The following is a 23,198-nucleotide window of genomic DNA, read 5'->3' on the forward strand; positions in this document are numbered from 1 at the left end:
CGATAAGTCGGTTGTAGGCCCTCACCATGTCGCCATCTGCCGCTTCGAAGGTCGATGCTGGTGCATCGGTAATGTGGTGCAGATTGAGCGCATGGTCGAACCAGTACGCGCCCAGGTTGAAACCGTCTGGCACGAGGGTCGCGCGGTCGTCTTCGCCAGTCAAACAGAGCATGCAGCTCTCGATGTAGTGCATCCCCCCTCCCATCTGTGCGGCCAAGCCGATTTGCGGAACCGTCGGGCACTCTGCAGACTGATGAACCCAGATGAGCGGACGGCCGGTTGTCTGAACCCGGGAAGCGAACTGCATCAGGCCGAAAGCGTGTGGAGCCGACCCGCTCAGCATGATGTCCACCTTGTCTCGGAATTCAGTGAAGCGTCCGGGCCGGCCGCCCAGCAGGTGTGCAACGGCGGCGAGGTAGTTGGCGATGCGCTTCTGTTGTTCGATCTCAGTCATCTCAAGTCTCCATAGGCCGCGGGGATCGCGTGCCCTTTTCCGCTCTCTTCCAGAGAGCCACCTCCTTTCGTTCTAAAATAGTCTACTCGCGCAGCCGCGTCCGCTTTGCGCCCCAATTTCAGTCGTTTGGGCTCTCCCGGAAAATGCCCGGAAGCGGACTGGCAGCTTTGCTCCAGTAATGAGCACCGCCGATGTCCAATCAGGGGTGGAGAGCGGCCGCTTTAAATGAGATTTGAAGAGTGGTGATGTCAACCTTTCGGCCTAGTCATCAGAATAAGCCGCGCGTAGTCAAATGCCGCCGTGCATGATCCTTTTGGGTGATCGAACGCAATTTGCCATGATTGGTAGCTCCTTGTTGCGACCGTCGCTGGTTCCCTGAGCACGAACCCAGCATAAGGTCCGAGAATGCCAACCTACAATCTGATATTCCATGAAGACGACCGCGGCGTTGGAAAACGTGTTGAGCGTGAGGGCCAGAACGTCGGGAACAGCGTGTTGCTTTGGACGAGCGCGATCGGTCAGGCAGTTGGACGGCGCAAAGTGATACTCAAACGGTATCCAGTGATGTCGGAACGTTGCCGGGCGAAAAGTCGAGACTGCAGCAGCATGCGAACGAGCAAGAAGCATCTACGTGATCAAAAGCTATCTGAAGGCGGCTGGTTTCTCAGAAGTAGAAAACCCACAGGACACCGGTCAGCTCGCCACGAACCTCCAAATGCTCGTCAGTTCCTCGCAGATTGCTAGCTCCACGAGAACGTCGTCAAATGGGGGAGGCAACTAAAGCCGAGGTAGAATGCATCCTGAGGAAGTGTCGAGCCTACGTTGAGCATCACCACTCGGGAGTGAAGCAATAGACACTCAAATTCCTATATGACGGCGAGCTGACGATTGGTCAGCGTACCGCCATATTGACGCTGCAGGCGTATCTTGCGCTCCAGATCGTCAATGATTGCGCCGCTAAAATTCACCCCACTGAGATCCTCCATGAAGCTGATCCCGCCAGGCGTATCGACGTTCAGCTCGATCATCTTGTCCCCCACGATATCGAGGCCGGTTAGATACATGCCGTCGTCGATCAACTTGGGCCCCACGATTTCAGCGATCGCCAGCGCGTTTTCGTCGGGAGCCATCATCTCGTATCCCCCACCGGCCGAAATGTTCGATCGGTGATCCTCGGTCTGGCTAAACCGGCGTAGGCTAGCATAGGTGCCATCTACCTTGAGCGGGCGCCCGTTCAGAGTGATAATGCGCAGGTCGCCATCCGCGGCTGCGGGAAGGTATTCTTGCACGATAGCATAGCCATCGCGAATGACCGCTTCGGTTATCTGGTTGAGATTCTGTCGATTTCTCTTGTCGAGGAGGAAAACGCCTTGTCCGCCAGATCCCTGCAAGGGCTTAATTACGCCTTTGCCACCATGGGCATCTAGGAAACGCCTGACCTCTTTCGGTTCGCGGGTTATCATGGTTTCGGGACGCACGCTGGCAGGAAAACCCTGGAAATAGGTCTTGTTCACTGCATCGGTCAGATGGCGGGGATCGTTAAGCACGATGGTTCGCTGTAGTGAAGCCAGTTGCGCGAACAGCAAGCTGGATGACGGGGCCCAACTGCGCGCGACGAGTTCTTCGGCCGGGTCGCTACGAAGCATGAGGATGTCCCAGTCGCTAAGGGCAATTCTGGTCCGGTCCATCCCGGTATTCTGCAAGTGCGCAAGATAGTCGGTATCGTCCTCGAACTCGCTGATCTTGCTGAGGGTGGCCATGGCACAGATGCCCTCCTCCCAGTCGTAGATGAAATCGCCAAGGCCGATAAGCGCGACCTGATGTCCTCGCGCCACTGCCCGACGGGCGAGGCGAATGGTCGAATAGTTGTCCTGCTCGGTAGCTACGTCGTTGACTACGAAGGCAAGCTTGATCTTATCAGCCGTCACTGAGGTGTTTCCTGGTAAAGCGCTGAGAGCGGAAGCTTGCGCACCTGCACAAGCCGCTGGCGGGCGGCCGCGTCATCACAATAGGTGGGCAGGAGTTCGGGCGGGTGTAGAATTCCCAGTTCGATCAGCTTTTCCAAGCTTGGCAATTGCTTCAGAGCAAACTTCCCGAGGAAAAGAATCTCGAATTTGTCTCCACGACTTAGATAGGCGAGGAGCTCTTCTAATCCTTTAAGATAAAGAGCGTCCTTGGTCAGCCCACCCCCCCCCGCTTGGCACGCACAGCGGTATCGAAAGCGTCTTTGGAGGGAATTGCGTGTTGCTCTGTCAAACAGGCATAGATTTCGGCGCCCGTCTCTTTCTCAGCGGCCATATGTGCTGCAACGACCCTCGCGGCAAGGACGCGTAAGCGATCGGCCGGGAGATACCCCGTGAGGTATTCTCCGAGCACCGCAAGGCCCTCCTGCAAAACATCGTAGTCGCACAGCCCACCTGCTAGGGTGTGCAAAGGCTGCCGCCGACCGTTATGGCGGGTTAAGACGTGGGTGCCGATCTCGTGGGCGATGAGGGGCTTCACCCTATGGCGCGAAGTACGGTAATCGTGTGCGACGTGGAAATCACCTGCGGACACGTACATCGAGGTCCCCGGCGTAGGATCGACCACAATACCGCACCGAAAGGTCGGCGCCCGTTTGCGATAACCGGCAATGGCAGCCTCCGCTGCTTCGCACACTTCGGCAACCCCGACGTCCTCCTGTTTCGGCGTGAGGACCGGGACAGTTGCCAGCAAGTCCTTTGCCGTCTGGAGAAACCGCTCGCTGACATGTCCAAAAAGGTCGATGCTCGCCAGGATGAAGCCATCCTTGTCGCGCATACGAACCAGTTCGATTTGGCGGTCGAGCTCACGCTGCTTCTCAAGCATAAGCGCCTCGACGATCGGGTTCTTGATCTCGCGAACAGGCAAACTGAATAGTTCGCTACGAAGTACGGGCGCATCTTGATCGAGCCCCTCGCCATATCGGCTGTCGGGCATCGACCGGAAGGACGACGCCTGGAAGCCGTCCCAAATTTCGTCGATATTAACCGGCGTCAGACGCTCCAGCCAGTCGATTTTCCGGTCCATCTCCTCGAGAGCGCGATCAACGGCGATCGCCGCCTCGCAGAGCAGTTCGTCCGCGCCGTTATGGTGATTTCCTTCCTTTGCCATGCGCGTCATGCCGGCATTCGATCTTTTCTTTGGGCCTGTCCGGGGGCAGGATGTTCGGCGAGCCAATCGCGCGCCTCGTCCACCGCCGCGAGGAATCCTTCGCGCAAATCCTGTAGCGCGAGTATGTCCGCCGAGCGGCCCCATTCATCCATGAACACTTTCTTGTATTCGAGCGTGATCACACAAGCGGCATCCCCGTATTTGGCGTGAAGCCACTCAGGGAAATGCCCGCCATCCTTCCAGCGAATATTCGTGCCCACCTCGAGCGTCCGGCCATTTAGCGGACGCGAGCGCAGGGCATCGCCGAACCTCTCGAGAAGCCCCCCGAAGATATCCTTGTCTAACGTAGTAGCCCCCAGATCGATATCGGGGCTGAGTTGCGGATCATCTGGCTCCGCATCGCGACCTGCTCGCCGATGGTTGTAGCTGTGCACGTCGAGCACGAGGATCCGCCCATGGGCCTCGATCATCTCATCCACGCGCCGAGCGACCTGATCGTAGAACTGCCGGTGAAGCCTTAGGGAAAGTTCCTTCTCCCTCTCAGGCATGTCGGGTTTCCAGATACGCAGCCCCCAAGTGTCTTAGGGGTTCGTAGTGACCGCAGTCTCGGACGGGCGATTCAGGTCGAATTCGAACCGCGACCGATTGGCGCGGATTATAGTGTCGCCAGCGGTAAGGAAAAAATCGGTAAGGGGGTCTTCTTCTCTAAGTCGATCGGTTTCCCCGATCTCAAGCCATGGCGCGAGCGATCCGCGAATTGTATGCCCTGCATGAATCGCCGCGACGAGCACCGGCCCGGGCTCCGTGACGACGTCCCATGGGGCAGTTGTCTTCGACGAGGTGAGTGATGTCTGCTCCATGCGTGCCCAACGGACCCATACTATAGGGGTTCCTACTGGCTCCGCCACCGCCGGATCAGGACAGAGGATACCCTAACCCCGCACTGCCTTCGAGGTACATATGGGAGCGGGCAATCACAAAGTAGGCCAGGCAATCAAATCGATATGATGGCGGATTGCCGTTGCGGCCCAAGATCGTCAGGAGGATAACTTAGTGAACTCGGGAGTTATCTTCCGTTCTTCAATCGTAGCGTCCGATCGAAATGCAGATATCGCATGACAACAGAGCGTCTAAGGAATCCTGCCCCGACAGACGCCAAGAGATAATTTACAGGCGCACGCTTTTGACGCTTATCGGCTAGGCGAAAAATACGCGCATATTAGCCCGATCACAGCGATGCGCTCAGTGCTTCCTGATTAGTCTTCCGTGCTTTCGTTTGGCTTACCTATCAGCCAGACCCCCGTTTTGCCGACCAGTTCCATAGAGCAGACAGGTCTTCCGTTTTCGTAAAGGTCGGCCTTGGTCCCGCTCGCGATGTTCTTCGCCTTGTCCAGCGCTCCAGCAATTGAAACGCTATCGAAAGCGATCTCTTCGCGCGCCGCAGAACGTTGGTCCCAAGAATGCAGAACGTAGTGACTCATCAGCAACCTCACTTCTGAAATTGATTTCCGGCCCCCGTCCTTGCCTTTTAAATATCCGCTTTCCGGCGACGAAACGAAATCCACGTTCTTGGCGCGCCGTTTCCCGCCTCAACGGCCGAGCTTAGATTATCATCTGCACACACTACGGCAAAGGCAATGGCTGTTAAACGGTCGCATGACGGGAACCATTGGTCGCACACGATCAAGAGCGAGCCGCAAGTAAACGCACAATGGCCCTCTTAGCCCACTTGTTGAACGTCCTGTCTGACAGGGGCCACGAGTTCCGGATCAACATTCAATCGAAGGCATTTTTTGCCGTAGCACCGGCCCGTTCTCGATGTGCTTTCGGGTAGTCTGGTGTGTTTCAGCAAAGGAGTGGCACAATGCATACTGAAGCAGAAAAGAATTCCGCTGTTATTTCGAGTGATCGCGTCGAAGGTACAGCCGTCTTTGATCGCGGCGGGAAAAACATCGGCCACGTAGATCACGTATTGATCGAGAAGCGCGGTGGACAGGCAACAGAAGCAGTGTTGTCGGTCGGCGGTTTCCTGGGAATGGGTGATGAAAAGCACTGCGTCCCTTGGTCGAAGCTCGATTATGATACCGACCTTGGTGGCTACCACCTTAACATCGACGAAGATGCCCTTCGCGAAGGGCCGCGCTTCACTTCCGAGGAACGACACAAGGCCTACGACGATAATTTCCGGTCTGGCGTTCACAAATATTATGAAACGGCGCAGGTAGCTTAGCGCTATGAGCATTGGGGGCCCGGCTTGACTGTCGGGCCCTCTTGCAACTGTCTCCCCCGGACGCCACCGCCGCTACAGTCCTGTCGCGGAGGCTCAGTTCTTGCCCCCATTCCGAATATCAGAGAGTCGAATGATCACATCTCGGTTTTCCGCCGGTGACGGCGATTGTAGCTCCCGAAATGTAGCTTGCTTCATCGCTCGCCAGCATGACGTATGGCGGCGCAAGTTCGGCGGGCTGCGCGGTGCGGCCAAGCGGATAATCCTTGCCGAATTCAGCAACATCCTCTTCCGGCATCGCGTCGAGGGAAAAAGCGGTCTCCAAAACCGGCCCGGACGCGATGCAGTTCACCCGTAGCGGCCTCGTGACTGTCGATCGACATCTTTGGCATCGCCTTCTCCGCCACGGGATTGGACAGCTGGGCTCTACAATCGTCGGAAAGTCATTCGGCAAAGGCGCCGCCCAGGATCGCCGCCAATCCCGCACTATAGGCGACAAGCACGGCGATTGAATCGTAGCCCATGCGGAGCATGGCCTTGTTCCGCCGTTCGAGCAGGCCGATCAGGACCAGCATGGTCAGCAATATGCCGAGGAGCGCGGCCACCATCGCGCTGCGATCGACCTGATTGAGTACGAGCGGCCCCGCCGCCAAGATATCGATCAGCAGGACCAGTGTCACATCGAACATGTTGCCGCCCAGTATATCGCCAATAGCCAATTCCACACGGCGGATGCGAACCGCGGCAATTGCCGTGCTGAGTTCGGGCAGTGACGTGGCGAAGGCGAGCAGGGTCAGGCCCATCACTCCGGTATCGGTACCCGTTTGTTCGGCCATCCCCTCCGCCGCCAATGTCACGAGTGTGCCGCCTGCACAGATCAGCACGGCTGCTGTTACGGTGACGCCGACAAGTCGGGCATTGGAAAGCTCAGAAGGGGCTTCTTCTTGTCGATCCACCTCCGGCAAGGCTTCCGGCGTCCAGCCTCTCGAAGAGACGCTCCTCCCTAACCGCCAGAGGCACAAAAGATAGGTTGTGGCGGTCAGCACCGGGAAGAAGCCGACCCCGATGCCCCATAATTCCCAGTCGCCCACCATCACGCCCAGCGCCACGAGCACCAGAAGCACGATGCTGACTGCCGCGTTGAGCATAACGCGCGGCCCCGGCACCATACTGGTCAGCGCATTTTTGCCCACGAACAGATCAGCCAGCGCGATGACGACCACCTGAAAGGCGACCCCGCCGACGAGATTATTGACCGCCATGCGCGGATTGTCGGAGATTACCGCGACGCTGGTGGTGGTGATTTCGGGCAACGAAGTCACCGCGCCCAGCAAGATGACGCCGATAGTCGCCTGTCCGATGCCACTCCGCTGCGATATCGTGTCGGCATAGCCCGCCAGCCGTGCTCCGGCGAACCAGACGAGCACGGCTCCGGTCAGGAACAGCGGGACGAGCGCGAACAGAGACAAGCCAGCAAGGCTCATGTCACTGTCCAAGATAAGCCGAAGTCAACAGGAGTGCTCCGAAGCCCAGTGCGAAGGACGGGCTCGATATACGGCGCTTAGCCTTGGGCTGGTCGGCTTCGGGCACGATATCCTCGATCGTCGCGGTCAGTAGCAGGCCCGCGAACACAGCGAGCACGAAGCCCGTCAGCACATCCCCCGCTCCGGCCAACACGGTATACCCCGCGAACGCACCGATCACCGGAAGCAGCGGATAGATCGCCAGCGCGCTTAGCCGGTGCCTGCGCGTAATCTTTGCCGAGCGGAAATTCGCAGCGATGGCGAAGCCACCCGGCAAGTTGCCCGCCACTTGAGACAGGGCCAGCAGCAGCCCCAGTTCGCGCGCCACCGCTCCCCCGCCGCCGGTCATCAGTCCATCGGTCAGCAAGTCAACGCCCACTGCGGCATAGGCCCCCCAAGTGGTCGCACGGCCTGCGGCGCTACCCATTCGGTCGCGGATCTTTCGTGTGGCTTTGGCGATACTTGCGGAGCAGATTGCCCCGACGATCAGCGCCACGACCAACAGCCAGGTCTCGATCCGCTCCTGCGAACGCGGGATGAGCTCAATTGCGGCAACCGCGGTGGCGATCCCAGCAGCGGCATGGAGCGCGCCGCCGACCAGCCATTCGGGCGGCTTGCGCCACTCGGCCAGCGCAACGCCAAGAAGATTACCCAGCGAAGGCAGCAGTGCGAGAGCGAGTACCGCAAGAAGGCCAGAAGACTCCATACTGTCAGCGGATCACCGCGCGTCCGGCACGCTATCGAACCGCACCGCCACCAAAATCGCGTCGAAGGACGCCTCGTTCGGCAGACCCTTCAGACCATCTCCCGTAATGATCTCGCAATCGTCGTAGGCCAACTCCCTAATCCGCGCCGCCGCCTGCCTTGCCAGCGCCTCGTGCCACTTGATCGCATGGACCTGCCCAGCAGGGCGGGAGAGGACGGCTGCGGCATAACCCGTTACCGCCCCGACCTCGAGCAATCGGTCGTCTGCCCCGACTTCCCCCGCATCCATCCGGTAATCGACGTAGGTTTCGCGCGGGGCTTTGGCAAAGGCGGACAGAAACGCCTCGTCGCGAAAGCCGCGCGCAGCAATCTGGTTGCGGTTGATCAACTGGCGCCGGTCAGCATAGTCGGTGCCGCTCACGATGCACCTCCAGCTTGGTTAGCGAACACCACGCGCGTCCCCTGGCGCACCGCATCCGCCAGTTCCTTCGCATCCCAGTTGGTAAGTCTTACGCAGCCATGGCTGGCGGTCTTGCCGATCAGTTGCGGGTCGGGCGATCCGTGGATGCCATATCCGGGTTTGCTCAGATCGATCCAAATGCCGCCCACCGGATTGTTCGGCCCGGGCGGGACGATCAGCGTTTCGTCGGGACCCCATTCGCGCCCGCTCGGATCGAAGGTATAGTTTGCATCGGGCGCTACCGCGACCACCTCCATCGAACCGGAGGGGCTGGGAAATTGCGCGCTGCCCACCGTCGCGGGATAACTGGCAAGGATATTGCCCCGCTCGTCGAAAGCGACGACCGAATTGTCCGACTTGCGGACCTCAATCCGGGCGACCTGCGAAGGAAGTGTTTCCTCTCGATGCGCAACAATAGTGATCCGCGTCCCCACGCGGCTGAAATCGGCCTCGGGATTGAGCGCCCGAAGCAGGTCCTGATCCATATGGAACCGGTCTGCGATCAGCTCCTGCGGCGAGGTCCAGCCAACACGCTCCAGCGCTGCCATTGCCGACATAGCGTCGGGCACACGAAAGAACGGTCCGTCCACGTCGTCGCGCGTGATCGTGTAGGTCTGGAAAATCTCACCGCCCTGCGAGTTTATCAGTGATCGCATAAGCTGCGGATCGATGCTTCCCTCGGCAGGAAGCCCGCGGGCTCGTCGGAAATGCTGGATCGCCCGCATCGTGTTGCCGCCCATGAGACCATCGATCACGCCGGGCGAATGGCGGCTCCGATCGAGCATAACCTGCGCGGCAAGCACTACGCGCGAACGAGCGCCAGAAAATGCCGTTTCCGGCACCGAGGGTGGGATTTTCAGATCAAGACTTTCGCTTTGTGTCGTCTCGATACCCGCTTCGGCATCGGTTGTTGACTGGGCCGGCGATACCGAGGGAACACAGAGAAGCGCGGTGGCGATCAACACCACCAAGATACGGTCAATAAGAAGAAATCCAGGCATGGTTGACTAACTGGGCTGCCTGCGCGGATGTTCCGATCTACTCAATCCCGAAAAGGCTGTTGAGCGTACGATTTGATATTTGAACCAAGGGCGCGCATCCGATGCACGCAAGCGCCATCCCGGTTTCGGGCGGCGCTACCAAACGGAGTTACCTGGTGGTGGGTGCTGTGGACGGCGGCCGTGGGTCGCCAGGCAACTGGGTTGTGTCTCCCGAGGAGTTACGGCGTGCTGCACCGCGTGGGGCGATACGCCAAACGGTGTTCGACACATCATCCGCGACATATAGTACACCACGCGCCTCATCGTACGTCACGCCCACGGGGCGCCCCCTCGCGTGCCCGTCTTTCAAAAAACCTGTGAGCAGATCGATGGGTTCGCCGCTCGGGCGCCCGCCGCGGAAAGGGACGAAGACGACTTTATAGCCCGACGGATCGGCTCGATTCCAGCTTCCGTGCATCCCGACGAACGCGCCTTCGGCGAACCGGCCACCCAAACCCCCGTCGGTGGTGAAATCGACACCTAGTGCAGCTACATGCGAGCCTAGCGCGTAGTCGGGCACAACGGCCTTGTTCACCAGGTCGGGCCTCGCCGGCTTGATCCTCGGATCGACGTTCTGGCCGTAGTAACTGTAGGGCCAGCCATAAAAGGCACCGTCGCGTACGGAAGTCAGATAATCGGGGACGAGTTGCGGCCCGAGTTCGTCGCGCTCGTTGACGACCGCCCAAAGCTGCTCGTTCCACGGGTCGAAGGCGAGTGCGGTCGGGTTGCGGATGCCGGAAGCGAATATCCGACTGGCACCCGTTTCGCGGTCTATCTCCCATATGACCGCACGGTCCTCTTCGACATCCATGCCGCGTTCGCCGACATTGCTGTTCGAGCCGATGCCCACATAAAGCTTCGAGCCATCGGGGCTGGCGGTCATCGCCTTGGTCCAGTGGTGATTGATTTTCGCGGGAAGCTTTGTGACTTCGGTACCAGACCCCGCGATTCTGGTGGCTCCTTCGGTATATTCGAAGCTTACCAGATTACCCTGATTGGCTACGTAGAGCGTGCCATCGACCAAGGCCAAGCCATAGGGAGCGTCAAGACCTTCGATAAAAGTGGTCTGGAGATCGGTTTGCCCATCGCCGTCCTCATCACGCAGCAGGGTTAGCCGGTCCCCGCCTTCGACCGGGCTTTTGCCGCGCTTCTTTATCCAGCCAGCGATAACATCCTTGGGCCTCAACTTTGGCGCCTTGCCGCCAGAACCCTCGGCGACCAGAATGTCCCCATTGGGCAGCACGAGCGTCTGCCGTGGAATCTTCAGATCCTGTGCAATGGCGGAAACAGTGTACCCCTCGGGTACGATGGGTAGTTCGTCCCCCCATCCTTCCGGCGTTGGAATTTCCATCGCCGGCACGAGAGCATCGTTCTGTTCGGGAAGCTCGGGCTGGTCACCGGTCTGATCGAGATCGGGATCGCTGCCGACCTGGCAGGCGGCAAGCGCGATTGTCAGCGGCAAGACGAGATGGGCTAAGCGGTTCATGCGCGTTTCTCCACCGTCTGGGTGCCGTAAGCGATAAACGCTGCGATCAGGGCAAGGATCGAGCACAGAATCGAAAGCACAAGTCCCAGAGTGCCAACGGAATGCCAGCCGTCACGAGCGTGCTGGAATGCATTCAGCACACCGAGACCGAACATTGCGGCGATGACAATCAGATAGAGCGTACCGCGACCTTTCGCGTGGCGAGCTCGTCCGAAGAAGATGGCGAGCAGTGCCGAGGCGAGGACCAGGCCCGCGAACAGGTCTGCCCCGGCAATGAGCCAGGACGAGAAGTTGGTCCACTGGATCTCCGCCGTATTCAGATAGGTTATATCGGTAAGTAGAGCGGCAGGATAAAGCGCCACGGGAAAGGCAAGCAGTATCGCGTGCAAGGGATTTGCAAAAGAACGGGAATTAGTGACTGTGCGATCCATGCGGGCAATCTCCTCTTCCGGCTTTGCCACTCTGACTAACCAACAATCGCGGGGAAGGTGCCGAAGATTACACCCGCCCCAGCCAGACCGAGGGAACCGAGAGCGAGCGGCGAGCGGCGAGCCCGTAGCCTCAGGACTTGTCCCAGCAATGCGGCGATTGCGATGAGACCAGCACCTATCGCGATGATCCGCGCGATCCCGGCATCGGGGAAAACCAGCACTCCGGCGTAGCTGATAGCGAAATGCGCCGACCAGATCACGAAGGCGATCAGAAGCGTGCGATAGATCGAAGGACGGTCGATGGGCTCGCCAATCTCGCTGTTCTTTGCTTCAGACACCGGGGAACACCCTCGGCAGGAAAGTAAAGACCATGCCCTGCAGCGCGCAGAACATTATGAAACGTGCGACGATGTCCATGGTGACGTTTGTCGGAGTGGTCATGATTCCCCGCGCCTCGCGAAAAGCCAGATAGGTGGCCATGATGACAGCAACTACGACCACCTGTCCCTGAAGCACCGAAAGCATGAAGACAGTCGCACCCATCCCATTCGCGGTGGGTTCAAGACCCGTCGCGAGCCATCCAGTCACATCGAGGTATAAGGCTCCGACCAGCAGGGTCGCCGCAAGTGCCTCCAGCATCCAGGGCAGGTCTTCGGCAAGCCGCCCTTCTTTCGATGCGAGAAACCGACGCCCGCCCCAGGCCGCAAGAAGCGCCGCCGCTTCTATCCCGACAATGATTGCAGTTTCGCCGAGCGGCGGAGGCGCACTCCAGACTTCGGGATTGATGCCATAGAGGTAGAGGTAGGCGAACACGGCCATGAAGCCGATCATGCCGATTACGACCATCAAAGTGTTCAACGCCCACCAGCCGTGGCTTTTCGGCCCGGTGATTGCGATCGGAACTTCGATACCGCCGCCGATGTCGGCGCTTTCCTGTTTGATGGGACGGTCAGTTTCCCAAAGCCATCGAAGCGTACTTAGCACTGCTACAATCCCGCAAAACACTGCAAAGGCGTAGCCCTGCACCGTCAGCGAGAGGAAAAAGAGAGCGGTGAACACAGCTGCTGACAATGGCCATGGCGACGGGCCGGGCATGAGTTGAACGTACTGTGGTTCAGCCATCACGGTCGAGGTGATCAACGTCTCGCGCTGACCAGTGGCAGAGTTCGGGAGGAAATAGCGCCCTTCCTCGACTTCCTTCGAGATTTGGGGGCGATCCCATAAAGGCTCGCGAGACGTAACCAGCGGAATCGAGCGAGTGGAGTACAAACCGGTTGGAAGCCATTCGAGCGTACCGCCGCCGTAGATATTGCCTGCATCGTCATGAACCGTGAAACGAAAGCGGCGCGCGAGATCGAACAGGAAAAGGAGTATCCCAGCGGCCATAACGAAAGCGCCGATGGTGGACACCAGATTGAGCAGATCGAGATCACGTCCGGGCAAATAGGTATAGACTCTGCGTGGCATGCCCATGAGGCCGGTCAGGTGCATCGGGAAGAAAGTGATGTGCAAACCAGCGAACATCAGCCCGAAGACCCATTTGCCCACCCGTTCGGACAAAGCCCTGCTGCTGGTCATGCCGTGCCAGTGGTAGAATGCGGCAAACATCGGGAAAACCATGCCGCCCATGAGCACGTAGTGGAGGTGGGCGACGATGAAATAGGTGTCGTGCGCTTGCCAGTCGAAGGGCACCATACCCACCATCACGCCGGTCAACCCACCCATCGTGAAAATCACCACGCTTCCGACCACGAAAAGCGCGGGCGTGGTCCATTTGATTTTGCCGCTGGCTAACGTGGCGATCCAGCAAAATACCTGAATGCCGGCGGGTAGGCTGACGGCCATGCTCGCGGCAGAAAAATAGCCAGCGGAGACGCGCGGCATATCGGTCGTGAACATGTGATGCGCCCAGACGCCGAAGCTGATGAAGCCGGTAGCCACCAGTGCCAGTACGTTGAGACGGTATCCGACGAGCGGCACCTTTGCGACTGCGGTCACCATCATGCTCATGAGACCTGCGGCTGGGATGAAGATAATGTAGACTTCTGGATGGCCGAAAAACCAGAAGAGGTGTTGCCACAGCATGGGATCGCCGCCGCGTAGCGCATCGAAGAAAGGCCAATTGAAAGCTCGTTCGATCTCCAGCAGCATCGTGCACAGGATCACACTCGGGAAAGCGACCACGATCATTACCGCGAACACCAGCATGGCCCACGCAAACATCGGCATCTTGTCGAGGGTCATTCCCGGCGCGCGGGTGCGCAGCACACCCACGATGATCTCGATCGCTCCGGCAATGGCCGAGATCTCGATGAAGCCGATGCCGAGCAACCAGAAGTCTGTATTGATACCGGGACTGAAGGCGATGCTCGTCAGCGGGGGATACATGAACCAGCCGCCGTCGGGCGCCAGCCCCACGAACAGCGAGAGAAAAAACATCGTTCCGCCTACGAAATAGGCCCAGAAGGCGAATGCTGACAGCCTGGGAAACGGTAGATCGCGTGCCGCCAGCATCTGCGGCAAAAGCATGATCCCGATCGCCTCCACCATTGGCACGGCAAACAGGAACATCATCACCGTTCCGTGCATGGTGAAGAACTGGTTGTAGGTATCGACGCCGAGGAAATCCTGCATCGGAGCGGCGAGTTGCACACGCATGCCCAGCGCCAGAATTCCTGCTGCTAAGAAGAAGCCGAAAGCAGTGACGACGTACCAGAAGCCGACGTAGTTGTTATTGACCGCGGTAAGACGTGCCCACCCCTTGGGCGCGCGCCAGATGCGGTTCAATTCTTCGACTTCGCTATCGGGACGCTTCTCGGTGGGGAAGCGCTCATAGAGCGAATAATCGAAACCCGTCTCGGATCTCATCTCTGCTGCTCGAGCCAGATGGCGATAGCTTCGAGCTCGTCGGCATTGAGCATGTCATAGCTCGGCATACGATTTCCCGGCTTGAGCGATTGGCTGTCGCCGATCCAGCCGATGAGCGTACCGCGATTGTTGGGCAAGATACCCGCACCCAATGTCCGGCGCGATCCGATATGGGTGAGATCCGGTCCAGCGAGACCGTTCGCCTCTGTTCCGGCAACACGATGGCACGCACCACACCCAGACTGCATGAATAGTTGCTGCCCGGACAGCTGATCAGAATTTGCGTCAGCGCCTGCATCCGGACGCGAATCCGCTGACTGCTCGGAAGCGACCGTCATTGAGGCGGATAGTGGTTCTTCTGGCGTGGCTATGCCGCGCCCCGCTGAAACGAGGCGCTCATTCCGCTCGGCATACCATTCTCGAAAATCGTCGTCCTCATGCGCTACAGCAACGAAGCCCATCAGCGCATGTTGCCGCCCGCAATACTCCGCGCACACCCCGCCGAATTCTCCTGGGCGATCTGCTTCGATCCGCAGCAGTGTGCGTCGCCCGGGGATCATGTCCTTCTTTCCCGAGAGATGCGGCACCCAAAAGCTGTGAATCACATCGGCGGATTCCAGTTCGAGCACCACCGGACGTCCGACGGGAATGTGAATCTCATTCGCATCTTCCATCACAACCGCGCCCGATGGGTCCAGATATTGCACACGGAACCACCACATTTCACCGGTAACGCGAATACGCATCTCGTCTCCGTGGATCGGCTCTGTCAGGCTGGCCGTAAGTGTGAGTCCCCACACCAGTAGCGCGGTCAATACGACGCCCGGAAAGGCCACCCCGCCGAGCCAGATCGCGCGTTCGCCTCCTAGCTTCGCCTTCCACTTGTCTGGTCCCTTGATGGCAACCCAAAGAGCAAGCACCACGACCAATGTGACGAAAGCGCCCAAACCGAAAAGCGACCAGGCCAGGGTTGTAACTTTGCCTGAATACGGACCTGCCGGGTCGAGTACCGGAGGTGGCCAACCCCAGAGTGCGTCAATCATGGTCGAGACCATACAAATAGGCTGCGATATCTGCCGCCTCAGTCTCGCTAATTGGCATTGGCGGCATGGAAGAGCCCTCCTTCACGGAAGGTGCGTTGCGGATGAAGGCCGCCAATACGTCCGGCCGGTTCGGCAATTGGCCAGCTATCAAGCCGACATCGTCGAAGCCATCAAGCGATGGTCCCAAGCGCCCGGATGGCCAGTCCAGCCCGGGGATTTCGTGGCAAGATCCACAGCCTGCGCGCTTGATTGCTATTAAGCCGCGATCCTTCGGTCCGGTAGCCGGCTCTCGCCGCGTCTCGACCGGGTCCTTGCATGCGGCAAGCGGTGCACAAGCGGCTAAGGCTACGCCGGTCACGATGGCTTTCCAATTCCGATGCTCCACACTCCCCATTCCCATGGGAACCGGACAATTGCACGCTTCGTTCCCGCCAGACGATGCTTTTCCGCTCCAACCTGTCCGTCGCCGCCTTTGCTATGGCGCTGGCGTCATGCACTCCTGCCCCGATCGACGATCCATTCGACGACACCGGCGAATTGATTGCCTTATCAGGCGGGGACGCGGGTCCGCAGGCCGCTTGCCACACTTGTCATGGGCTGGACGGCGGCGGCGACGGAGCGTTGGTGCCGAGAATAGCGAGCATGGATACGGGATATCTTGTGCGGCAGCTGGGCTTTTACGCGGACGGCCAACGTAGCCATCCCCAAATGACTTGGCTTGCAGGCCGTCTAAATTCCGAGGAGCGGTTGGCTGTGTCAGCCTATTACGCGGCCATGGACTTTCCGGAGGGCATGGAGGGAAGCACGACTTTGACTGGACCCTCGTGCGAAATCGCAAAAGGATACGAGATCTACCATGCAGGCTTACCCGAACGCGCTCTATCGTCCTGCGCATCTTGCCATGGGGAAACCGGTCTGGGCTCGGGTGGCGGCAACCCACCCCTGATCGGTCAAAGCGCTGAGTACCACGCCGAACAATTGCGACGCTGGCGCAACGGTGAGCGATACGGCGATGCACTAAACGTCATGCACGATGCGGCCAGCAAGCTGCAAGAGAGCGAAATCAGCCCACTCGCGGCGTATATTGCGTATGGTCCGGAGCCGTCTCGTCGTCTCGGATTTCCGGAAGAATGCCCCTGACTGTATCATCGCGATCCCAGAAATGGTGTTTCAGTGCCGCAATGACATGCAGCGGCACCAGCAATGCGAGGCCGATAACGCCTAGGACATGAAGGCTCTCCGCCCAGTCGAGTACTTGATACTGCCACGCTGGGGAGAGTGTATGAAAGGGCATCGGGGGTATAGCGACCAATCCGGCAAGCCGCAGAGGCTGCACCGGCTGTATCGCCGACCACATCGCCCATCCGCTCAGCGGAAGTAGCGCGAACAGGCCATAGAAAAGGTACTGTGTGATATGTGCTGCCGTGCTCTGCCAGCTTGGCGCATCGGCGTCGTTGACCGGATCGGGGACAAAAAGCCGCCAGCCAAACCTCAAGATGGCGAGGAACAGGATGGTCAGCCCCAGCTCGCTATGCAATTCGTAGGTGGCAAGCTTGCTTGCCCCGACGGGATAGCGCGACATCATCCAACCTGAGCCGAGCTGAAAGAGAACCAACCCTGCCATTATCCAGTGAAACCAGACACCGACCGGAGAATACTTCCCATGCTCGGTATAACTGACCGCCCATCTTCGGATTAGGTCATGAAGCCTCATGCAGCCGCTCTGTTACCAAGCGATCGATAGAGTATCGTCAATGCAGCGATTAGATAGACCAGGCTCGCGGGGGCCCACATAACGATACCCGCAATCTGCTGATCCTCGATCGGCGAGAGACCCCACAAGCGGGTCGTTAGCCAATGTGGCGCATAATACGCACGGTGCGCAAAGGTAAGTAGCGCGCCAAGTGCCCCCATTGCGACCATCGTTGCCAACAGCCCTGTCGCGGCAGCTGGAGCCGGCGATCGAATGACCTTGACCCACCAGGCTGCTGCCGTGGCGACAATGCTGATTTGCATGAGCCAGAAAACCGCGTCGCTACTCATCGCCAGTTCGTACAATTGAGGAGCATGCCAGGCCCAGAAGGTGATGGCATGTACCGCAGTCCATACGGTCAACGTCCCGGGCAAGCTCTTGTCCTCGAGCCGAAAGGCCGCAATGAGCAATGGGGCGAAGACCGCTGCGAGTATGACATCGTGGATGATGCGAACTGTGAACAATGCGGATCCGAGCGCGCAGAAGGGGCTGATGTAGAGAAGGCAGAAGACGATCAGGAGTGCGTATGTCGGCGTGGCTCTCAGACTTTCGCGTTGCCAATATGCGCCCCCTACCACGACCAGAAGGCAGGCGACCAATTCGGGTGCGAAATTCCAATTGGTTAACCAGCCCCCAGGATCTGGAGCTTTTCCGCAATAGGGCAACCAATCGTGCAGCATCCGTCTCCCGTGAGCGTGTGGTTAGATCAGCAATAAAGCTCACAACAGTCTTTGGTGTTCTGCAAACCGACGCAATGAGCAGATAGCGATCGCAACCTAGGATGAAAGACGCTCGGACAGAATTTAGGGTCCCGAGAGCATGTAGGTAGGCCATAATCGGTGAACCGCATTCGCTCTGATCATACCCGTGAGCCAGGTGAAGGTCGGCTTTGGCTACAATCGCGTCTGAAGCCGACCGTCCGCTACCGGCCCAACTCCGGTCATTCCCGCCGCTCTGATCTTCGTATCCACAGGATTCATACCTCTGGGTGTAGGTATATCGAACCTGCTTTTGATCGTGTCGCCGTCGATTGCGCAGCGGGCAACGGCGGCTTCGCGCCCTAATGCCAGTCATTCCGCCGACCCGCACCTAATCTCGAAAGCCGCCGTTCGATCAGGTCGTGCCGGTCCAGAACCCGAGGGCTGCGGCGAACCCGTCCCTTAGATCTGCGCTGAGTACGGCTTGGTGGCTAACGGTCGCAGCGTTCGCGAAAGGTACGAAAATCGTCGTAAACAAAATGATAGGGTTTGCGTTTTAACAGGTCCTCAATGCTGTGTTCCGGACATCCTACCGCACTATCAGAAAGCGCTCGTTTGGCTGCTCTCGCCGATCTTGCGATCCTCGATACCGAGGCCGAGCGAGAGTTCGACGCGATCACCAGAGCTGCTGCTTCTTTGCTTGGCGTGGGCAGAGGCACAGTCAGCCTCATCGATCAGAACAGGCAATGGTTCAAGTCGCGCTTTCGCGTTGATTTGACCGAAACTCCGCGAGACGTCGCTTTCTGCGATCACGTCGTGACCGGGCGTGAAACTCTGATCATTCCCGATGCTCTTGAAGACGAGACATTTCGCGATAATCCGCTCGTTACCGGTGGCCCGCGCATTCGCTTCTATGCCGGTGCTCCGATTTACCTTCAATCGGGTCACTGCGTCGGCAGCTTGTGCGTCCTGGATGAGAGGCCGCACCTCGATTTCGATGATGAAAAGCTGCGCGTCCTAGAGGAACTTGCTTCCGTAGTAAGCGAACTTATTGAATCGAGAAGCGCTCGATCGCACGCGCATATAGCGGGGCAGGTCGTAGCATCGACGCCCGATGCCGTTCTAGCTACGAATCGTTCGGCAGAGATCGTCTACTGGAATGAGGCAGCCGAGCGCTTGTTTGGATGGTCGGCCGACGAAGCGCGCGGTCAGAACGTGAAGCTGATCATTCCGGTGAAGTTTCACAAAGGTCATCAGAATCGCGTCGAGGCTGCCGCGAACGGCGGCCCCACCCGGCTCGTTGGGAAGTTCATTGAGCTTGAAGCGCGGCGCAAGGATCATTCGATTTTTCCCGTCGAGCTTTCCTTGGCACCATGGGGTGATAAGGCACGCGGCGGGTTTGCGGCCGTGATACGGGATGTTACCGAACGCAAGGCGCCGCAGGCTGACCGGGACAGCAACAAGAAGTTCCTCGACGCGGTGGTGAAGAACCTTCCATCGATGCTGTTCGTCAAGGACACCCAGACGCACCGCTACCTTCTCGTCAACCGGAGGGCTGAAGAGCTTATTGGCCGCTCAGCCAAAAGCATGATCGGCCGGGACGATTTCGAGATTTTCCCCTCTCGCGGGCGTGTGTTCCGGCGTAACGATCTGAAGGTCATCAAGAGCGGCAAACCGGAACTAACGGAATCGGAGTTCGAACGGGACGATGGGCGGAGGGTGAACATCCGCACGACACGGGTTCTTCTCGACGGTCCCGATCGGCCCAACCAGTATCTGCTCGGCCTGTCGGAGGACGTGACCGAAATCCGCCAGTCAGAAGCTCAACGCTGGAAGCTGGCCCGCTACGACACGCTGACCGGCCTGCTGAACAGGGCCAGCTTTTTCGACATCACAGAGAAACTCATCGCCAAGAAGACCCGTTTCGCTATCCTCAATATCGATCTCGATCGGTTCAAATCGGTCAATGACCAATTCGGCCACGTGACCGGCGACGAGGTGCTCAAACTCATCGGGGACCGTCTTGCTAGCTTCACTGATGATCAGACCCATGTTGCGAGGATAGGTGGCGACGAATTCGTCGTTCTGCTGACGGGCCAGGGCTTGCGCGCTAGGAGCAGAGAAATCTCCGAGCAATTGATTGAAGAGATGAGCGCGCCAATACCGGTTGGGGGCATTTCAGCATATATCGGTGCGTCGATTGGCGGTGTCGTATACCCGGATGACGGTGATTGCGTCGAGACGCTGCGCCAGCATGCCGACCTAGCGATGTATCGTGCCAAGTTAGAGGGGAAACGCGAGGCGTGCTTCTTCGATGACCGTATGGACGCGGCTGAGCGTAGCCGTCGCAAGCTCGAAACCAGTCTGCGCTCCGCTGTGGAAGGAAATTTGATCGAGGTGGTCTACCAACCGATCATTCAGGTTTCGACAGGCGACATAACTAGCTTCGAGGCGCTGGCTCGATGGAACCAGCCCGAACGTGGACCAGTCCCGCCCGACGTTTTTATACCGCTCGCGGAAGACTGCGGACTGATCGACGAAATGGGCCAACAAGTCCTGCGCCGGGCATGCGCCGACGCGCTACAATGGCCCTCGCATATCAAGGTGGCAATCAACCTTTCGCCGCGGCAGTTCTTGTCCGGAAAGCTGGTCGAAACCGTCCAGACTGTCCTGGAAGACACGGGCCTTCCCGCCGATCGCCTCCACCTCGAAATTACCGAGAATCTGGTTATCCAGAATGCCGACGAGGCGTTTTCGCAGTTGGAGATGCTGAAACACAAAGGTATCCAGATATCGGTCGATGATTTTGGGGTCGGTTATTCGTCATTAGGCTATTTCCAGACCTTCGGGTTCAACAAGGTCAAGATCGACAAGTCGTTCATTGCCGAGATTGAAAGCTCGCAGGCTGCAAAGGCGATCGTAATGGCCGTCGTCGGGCTCGCCCGGCAACTATCCATTGCGGTTGTAGCAGAGGGCGTCGAAACGCCCCAGCAGTACCAAACCTTGTCCGAACTGGGTTGCAGCCAGCTCCAGGGCTATCTGTTCAGCCCGCCGATACCAGTCGACCGGATCGACAGTTTTTTGCGACGCCAGCAGAATGAATTGCCGACTGGTAACGTTTCCGAGAGCATACAGTGAGCGTGCACTAACGACCCGATGCCGGAAAACTTTCGCCTGCCACAATGCTGGTAAGGATCTCCTTCTGCACGGTCTAACAACGCTCAGCGTCCAAGGCGCCTTCTCGAGACAGCCCGAAGTCAACCGCTTTGTCGCTTAACAAATCGCGATGGCTACGGCAGCTTCTCCAATTTGGCCGTCGAAAGTAGACCGTCTGGAAACGGCCCAAAAGTTGACCTTTACCTGCCATCATGAACGTTGATCGAACGTCGTGTACATTTCGCAGTGCCGGTCTTGTCCGGGCGCCGGGCAAGCGGCAGCATGGTATGGATGCTCCGCCTGTCCAAGTTTGTCGCCCCTCTCCTTTTGGCCCCGCTTGCTGCATGCGCAACGGCCTCCACACCTGACGAGGCCCCGCCGCCGTGGCGCATTGCGGGCCCTTTGCAGGCGATCATTACAGCAGACGGCACCACAGATCCGGCAATTCGCGGTTTTTGGAAAAGCCGTGGTTATGGACGATTGCTTCGCATTGACGAAGCAGGCGTCACTCAGTTTGAAACCGGAGCGGCCTGTTATCGTCCGGCATCCTCGGGCGAGGCTCTGAGCGCAATGGACTCGGTTTCCTACCGCTATTTCCGTGCCCTGCCGGAGGGCAGGAGCGCGATCTTCCAACTGTTGCGAGGCGATACCAATGTGGTGTTCGACAGACTCGAAGCGCTTCCCGAGGAATGCACTGAAACCCCGGCAACTACTCCGCGAGCGGTGGCAGATGCCTTCCTCGACGCGTTCGACCGCCATTACGCCTTCTTCGACCGTCGACCGCCGAACCATTCGAAGCGCGCCGAACGAGTGAATTCGGCAATCCGGCCCGACATGAGCGACGCCCAACTGTGGGATGCGCTGGCCGGATACATGGATGGACTGTCGGACAGCCACACCAAGCTAATCGGCGAAGTCGGTGGTGAACGTCGCCGGGTGCAAGACGGCCAAGGCACAACCTTGCCCCGGATGCGCGCAGCAGAAGGCGGCGAGACTGCATGGCTGGTCGGCCTGATCGACACCACGATGAAGAAGCTCGGTGAAACCGCCCACCACACCGGCAACGACCGAATAGTGTGGGGCGTGATTGACGGGCGGGTTGGCTACCTGCAGATTTTCCAGATGGGCGGGTTCACGGCCCGAGAGGACTTCGGCAGCGAAGCCTGGGCAACAGCGGAAATGGCCGAGTTTGATCGCATCATGGATGAAGCCTTCGCTGCATTTGCCGAAGCTGGTGTGGAAGGGGTAATCGTTGACCTGTCGAACAACCGCGGTGGCTGGGACAAGATCGCAAAGGCGATCCCCGCGCGTTTCACGGACGAAGCCTATGTTGGCTTCACAACCGCCACCCGTGGGTCCGGCCTCCCTCCCTTTCCGCACGTAATAGAGCCTGCGTCAGGGCCGCGCTTTGCCGGCCCAGTTTACTTGCTCACCAGTGATGTCACGGTGAGCGGGGGAGAGCTTGCCACGCTGGCCCTGCGACAGAACCCTCGCGTAGTGCATGCCGGGGCTACAACCCGCGGTGCGTTCTCCACTCCTCTGGCCAAGCGACTGCCCAACGGCTGGTTGCTCGAGCTTTCGAACGAAGTCTTCGCCGCGCCCGACGGTAGGATTTTTGAGGAGACCGGGATCAAGCCGTCGACAGCGCTAGAGGTTTATCCTGATGGCGCTCCGGTCGAGGGACACTGGCGTGCAGTAGAAGCTTTGGCCGAGATGATCGCATCCGACTGATCGAATGGTCCAATTCCTCAACCCGCGGCCATGACCGCTTTGTGCCCTACATGATCCAGAAGCAGACAGTCCGCAGACGGCCCCGCAGCCGCCGTCGATAAGGCGTCCTGATTTTGGACGTTCACGGCTGCTTTCGGATCCCCTTTTAGCTGCCGATGCGGCGAATTCGAAAGCAGACGTAGAGCTGGAAACTGCCCGCGATTCAAGGGTCGCTCGGCTATAATTCCGTTTAGCGTTCAGATCACCGCGGCTTACCAACCAGCCACACGCCTGTTTCTGCCACCAGTTCCATCGAACAGATCGGCATGCCATCTTCGTAGAGATCCGCGTGGCCGGCTTTGACCATGGCCTTGGCCTTATCCAGCGCTCCGGCAATCGAGAGACATTCGAAGTCGATCTCTTCAATCACTGAATTGTGATCATCGCGGGCGCGCAGCTTGTAGCTATGCATCACTTGCTTTCCGCTCCGTATTCGCTGGAACTCTTTTTGC

The 23,198-nt window shown here is 58.7% G+C and carries 21 protein-coding genes and 2 pseudogenes; 4 read left to right on the forward strand and 19 right to left on the reverse strand.

Annotation, left to right across the window (positions count from 1 at the left end):
- From GRI55_RS14020 to GRI55_RS14050, 5 genes and pseudogenes are all read right to left on the reverse strand, one after another.
- Nucleotides 1–454, reverse strand: a 454-nt coding sequence (locus tag GRI55_RS14020) for a hypothetical protein (protein ID WP_160767575.1), incomplete at its 3' end; no start/stop codon positions are given.
- Between the two features lie 866 nt (nt 455–1,320).
- Nucleotides 1,321–2,382 (reverse strand): ATP-grasp domain-containing protein, encoded by a 1,062-nt coding sequence (locus tag GRI55_RS15255; RefSeq protein ID WP_224802000.1) that lies wholly within the window; start codon nt 2,380–2,382, stop codon nt 1,321–1,323.
- Nucleotides 2,379–3,595: pseudogene (locus tag GRI55_RS14035) on the reverse strand (tyrosine/phenylalanine carboxypeptidase domain-containing protein). Before GRI55_RS14035 ends, GRI55_RS15255 begins: the two are co-directional and overlap by 4 nt.
- Nucleotides 3,592–4,446 (reverse strand): annotated as a pseudogene (locus tag GRI55_RS15070) (N-formylglutamate amidohydrolase). Before GRI55_RS15070 ends, GRI55_RS14035 begins: the two co-directional pseudogenes overlap by 4 nt.
- Before the next feature lie 396 nt (nt 4,447–4,842).
- Nucleotides 4,843–5,151 (reverse strand): hypothetical protein, encoded by a 309-nt coding sequence (locus tag GRI55_RS14050; protein ID WP_156494034.1) that lies wholly within the window; start codon nt 5,149–5,151, stop codon nt 4,843–4,845.
- Between the two features lie 299 nt (nt 5,152–5,450).
- Between GRI55_RS14050 and GRI55_RS14055 the strand changes: the two genes are divergently transcribed.
- On the forward strand, nt 5,451–5,816 hold the full coding sequence (locus GRI55_RS14055) for a PRC-barrel domain-containing protein (protein ID WP_063511752.1): 366 nt from the start codon (nt 5,451–5,453) through the stop codon (nt 5,814–5,816).
- A gap of 118 nt (nt 5,817–5,934) precedes the next feature.
- On the opposite strand, the gene GRI55_RS15075 is transcribed toward GRI55_RS14055, so the two are convergent.
- From GRI55_RS15075 to GRI55_RS15325, 11 genes are all read right to left on the reverse strand, one after another.
- Nucleotides 5,935–6,165 (reverse strand): SDR family oxidoreductase, encoded by a 231-nt coding sequence (locus tag GRI55_RS15075; protein ID WP_307020302.1) that lies wholly within the window; start codon nt 6,163–6,165, stop codon nt 5,935–5,937.
- A gap of 91 nt (nt 6,166–6,256) precedes the next feature.
- Nucleotides 6,257–7,297, reverse strand: a complete 1,041-nt coding sequence (locus GRI55_RS14065; protein ID WP_063511751.1) for a sodium:calcium antiporter — start codon at nt 7,295–7,297, stop codon at nt 6,257–6,259.
- A 1-nt stretch (nt 7,298) separates the two neighbouring features.
- Complete coding sequence (locus GRI55_RS14070) at nt 7,299–8,042, reverse strand: ZIP family metal transporter (protein WP_063512442.1); 744 nt, start codon at nt 8,040–8,042, stop codon at nt 7,299–7,301.
- Nucleotides 8,043–8,054: 12 nt separating this feature from the next.
- On the reverse strand, nt 8,055–8,462 hold the full coding sequence (locus GRI55_RS14075; RefSeq protein WP_063512443.1) for a protein-L-isoaspartate O-methyltransferase family protein: 408 nt from the start codon (nt 8,460–8,462) through the stop codon (nt 8,055–8,057).
- Nucleotides 8,459–9,343: a L,D-transpeptidase family protein gene (locus GRI55_RS14080; protein ID WP_370301163.1), complete on the reverse strand. Its 885-nt coding sequence runs from the start codon at nt 9,341–9,343 to the stop codon at nt 8,459–8,461. The genes GRI55_RS14075 and GRI55_RS14080 overlap by 4 nt, the downstream gene beginning before the upstream one ends.
- Before the next feature lie 307 nt (nt 9,344–9,650).
- A complete protein-coding gene (locus GRI55_RS14085; RefSeq protein ID WP_160767580.1) occupies nt 9,651–11,027 on the reverse strand; it encodes a PQQ-dependent sugar dehydrogenase in 1,377 nt (458 codons plus the stop codon).
- Nucleotides 11,024–11,458: a DUF2231 domain-containing protein gene (locus GRI55_RS14090; RefSeq protein WP_067468539.1), complete on the reverse strand. Its 435-nt coding sequence runs from the start codon at nt 11,456–11,458 to the stop codon at nt 11,024–11,026. Before GRI55_RS14090 ends, GRI55_RS14085 begins: the two co-directional genes overlap by 4 nt.
- Nucleotides 11,459–11,493: 35 nt before the next feature.
- Nucleotides 11,494–11,796 carry a hypothetical protein gene (locus tag GRI55_RS14095; RefSeq protein WP_160767581.1) on the reverse strand — a complete coding sequence of 101 codons (303 nt, stop codon included), beginning with the start codon at nt 11,794–11,796 and terminating at the stop codon, nt 11,494–11,496.
- Nucleotides 11,789–14,326 carry a cbb3-type cytochrome c oxidase subunit I gene (locus tag GRI55_RS14100; protein ID WP_160767582.1) on the reverse strand — a complete coding sequence of 846 codons (2,538 nt, stop codon included), beginning with the start codon at nt 14,324–14,326 and terminating at the stop codon, nt 11,789–11,791. Before GRI55_RS14100 ends, GRI55_RS14095 begins: the two co-directional genes overlap by 8 nt.
- Nucleotides 14,323–15,369: a cytochrome c oxidase subunit II gene (locus GRI55_RS14105; protein ID WP_234001032.1), complete on the reverse strand. Its 1,047-nt coding sequence runs from the start codon at nt 15,367–15,369 to the stop codon at nt 14,323–14,325. Before GRI55_RS14105 ends, GRI55_RS14100 begins: the two co-directional genes overlap by 4 nt.
- Nucleotides 15,362–15,769: a c-type cytochrome gene (locus tag GRI55_RS15325; RefSeq protein WP_337190714.1), complete on the reverse strand. Its 408-nt coding sequence runs from the start codon at nt 15,767–15,769 to the stop codon at nt 15,362–15,364. The genes GRI55_RS14105 and GRI55_RS15325 overlap by 8 nt, the downstream gene beginning before the upstream one ends.
- Nucleotides 15,770–16,161: 392 nt before the next feature.
- Between GRI55_RS15325 and GRI55_RS15330 the strand changes: the two genes are divergently transcribed.
- Nucleotides 16,162–16,509: a c-type cytochrome gene (locus GRI55_RS15330; RefSeq protein WP_225982287.1), complete on the forward strand. Its 348-nt coding sequence runs from the start codon at nt 16,162–16,164 to the stop codon at nt 16,507–16,509.
- Here GRI55_RS15330 and GRI55_RS14115 read toward each other — a convergent pair.
- Both GRI55_RS14115 and GRI55_RS14120 read right to left on the reverse strand, forming a co-directional pair.
- Nucleotides 16,433–17,083, reverse strand: coding sequence for a cytochrome b (locus tag GRI55_RS14115; RefSeq protein WP_063513120.1), 651 nt, complete (start codon nt 17,081–17,083; stop codon nt 16,433–16,435). The two genes, GRI55_RS15330 and GRI55_RS14115, sit on opposite strands and share 77 nt — an antisense overlap.
- A complete protein-coding gene (locus tag GRI55_RS14120) occupies nt 17,080–17,802 on the reverse strand; it encodes a cytochrome c oxidase assembly protein (protein WP_063512715.1) in 723 nt (240 codons plus the stop codon). Before GRI55_RS14120 ends, GRI55_RS14115 begins: the two co-directional genes overlap by 4 nt.
- 633 nt (nt 17,803–18,435) lie before the next feature.
- On the opposite strand from GRI55_RS14120, the gene GRI55_RS14125 reads away from it, so the two are divergent.
- Both GRI55_RS14125 and GRI55_RS14130 read left to right on the forward strand, forming a co-directional pair.
- Nucleotides 18,436–20,958 carry a bifunctional diguanylate cyclase/phosphodiesterase gene (locus GRI55_RS14125; protein ID WP_237452562.1) on the forward strand — a complete coding sequence of 841 codons (2,523 nt, stop codon included), beginning with the start codon at nt 18,436–18,438 and terminating at the stop codon, nt 20,956–20,958.
- Between the two features lie 300 nt (nt 20,959–21,258).
- The gene (locus GRI55_RS14130; RefSeq protein WP_156493949.1) at nt 21,259–22,707 is read left to right on the forward strand and encodes a S41 family peptidase; all 1,449 of its coding nucleotides are present in this window, start codon (nt 21,259–21,261) and stop codon (nt 22,705–22,707) included.
- 241 nt (nt 22,708–22,948) lie between these two features.
- Here GRI55_RS14130 and GRI55_RS14135 read toward each other — a convergent pair.
- On the reverse strand, nt 22,949–23,198 hold a 250-nt coding region (locus GRI55_RS14135; RefSeq protein WP_237452563.1), incomplete at its 5' end, for a hypothetical protein.

The organism is Qipengyuania citrea (genome assembly GCF_009828015.1).
In the GTDB taxonomy this organism is placed as follows: domain Bacteria; phylum Pseudomonadota; class Alphaproteobacteria; order Sphingomonadales; family Sphingomonadaceae; genus Qipengyuania; species Qipengyuania citrea.

Coding starts and splice junctions, on each gene's coding strand:
- GRI55_RS15325 (WP_337190714.1), bottom strand. CDS start 15,769: ATGGGAATGGGGAGTGTGGAGCATCGGAATTGGAAAGCCATCGTGACC.
- GRI55_RS15330 (WP_225982287.1), top strand. CDS start 16,162: ATGGAGGGAAGCACGACTTTGACTGGACCCTCGTGCGAAATCGCAAAA.
- GRI55_RS14105 (WP_234001032.1), bottom strand. CDS start 15,369: ATGATTGACGCACTCTGGGGTTGGCCACCTCCGGTACTCGACCCGGCA.
- GRI55_RS14130 (WP_156493949.1), top strand. CDS start 21,259: ATGGTATGGATGCTCCGCCTGTCCAAGTTTGTCGCCCCTCTCCTTTTG.
- GRI55_RS14120 (WP_063512715.1), bottom strand. CDS start 17,802: ATGCTGCACGATTGGTTGCCCTATTGCGGAAAAGCTCCAGATCCTGGG.
- GRI55_RS14065 (WP_063511751.1), bottom strand. CDS start 7,297: ATGAGCCTTGCTGGCTTGTCTCTGTTCGCGCTCGTCCCGCTGTTCCTG.
- GRI55_RS14100 (WP_160767582.1), bottom strand. CDS start 14,326: ATGAGATCCGAGACGGGTTTCGATTATTCGCTCTATGAGCGCTTCCCC.
- GRI55_RS14055 (WP_063511752.1), top strand. CDS start 5,451: ATGCATACTGAAGCAGAAAAGAATTCCGCTGTTATTTCGAGTGATCGC.
- GRI55_RS14115 (WP_063513120.1), bottom strand. CDS start 17,083: ATGAGGCTTCATGACCTAATCCGAAGATGGGCGGTCAGTTATACCGAG.
- GRI55_RS14070 (WP_063512442.1), bottom strand. CDS start 8,042: ATGGAGTCTTCTGGCCTTCTTGCGGTACTCGCTCTCGCACTGCTGCCT.
- GRI55_RS14090 (WP_067468539.1), bottom strand. CDS start 11,458: ATGGATCGCACAGTCACTAATTCCCGTTCTTTTGCAAATCCCTTGCAC.
- GRI55_RS14085 (WP_160767580.1), bottom strand. CDS start 11,027: ATGAACCGCTTAGCCCATCTCGTCTTGCCGCTGACAATCGCGCTTGCC.